General features: G+C 72.9%; 1 protein-coding gene. It reads right to left on the bottom strand.

Annotated features, from left to right (window positions below):
- The coding region (locus ACYVJE_RS22980) for an NAD(P)-dependent alcohol dehydrogenase (RefSeq protein ID WP_461146123.1) at positions 1-968 on the bottom strand (968 nt) is incomplete at both ends.

Here is a 968-nt window from a genome sequence, read left to right as displayed (position 1 = left end):
TCGAGGGCGGCCACCGCGTCGTCCAGCGGATAGGTGTGCGTGCGCAGCGACACCGCGCCGCGGGCGGTGAGCGTCATGAGCTCGTCGAGGTCGTTGTAGGAGCCGACGAGGTTGCCGATGATGTTGATCTCGCGGGAGATGATGTCGATCGTGGGAACGTCGACGCGGCCGCCGTAACCGATCGTGAAGTAGGAACCGGCGTCGCGCGTGAGCGCCACCCCTTCGGCTTCCGTGCCCGACTCGCCGACGAAGTCGAACACCACGTGCGCGCCCGCCCCGCCGGTGATCTCGCGGACCGCGTCCACGTGACCGCCGGTGGCGAGCACGGTGTGGTCCGCGCCGAGCTGGGCGGCCAGGTCCAGGGCCCGTTCGGAGCGGTCGACGACGGTGACCTCGGCGGCGGTGAGCGCGCGCAGCACCTGCACGCCGATGTGGCCGAGTCCGCCCGCGCCGATGACGAGGGCGTGCGCGCCGGGGTGCAGCAGCGGCACGGCCTTGCGCACCGCGTGGTAGGCGGTCAGCCCGGCGTCGGCGAGGGCGGCGACGTCGGCCGGTGGCAGGCCCGGGTCGAGCTTGACCACCGAGCGGGCGTGCGTGAGCAGCAGCTCGGCCATGCCGCCGTCCGCGTTGATCCCGGGGAACCGCGAGTTCGCGCAGTGCACGTCGTCGCCGGAGCGGCAGGCGCGGCACAGCCCGCAGGTCACCAGCGGGTGCAGGATGACCTTGTCGCCGGGGGCGACGTTCGTGACGGCCGAGCCGACCTCGCGGACCGTGCCCGCGTTCTCGTGACCGATGATGTAGGGCAGCGCGACGCCGCTCTTGTCGGCCCACTGCCCCTCGATGATGTGCAGGTCCGTCCGGCACACCCCGGCCGCGCCGACTTCGACGAGGACGTCGAGCGGCCCCGCCGGAGCCGGGTCCGGCACGGTGTCCAGCTTCGCCGGTTCGCCGTAGGCGTGCACTCGTAC

Source organism: Salinifilum aidingensis, assembly GCF_054782015.1.
This window is presented reverse-complemented; position numbering and strand designations above follow the sequence as displayed.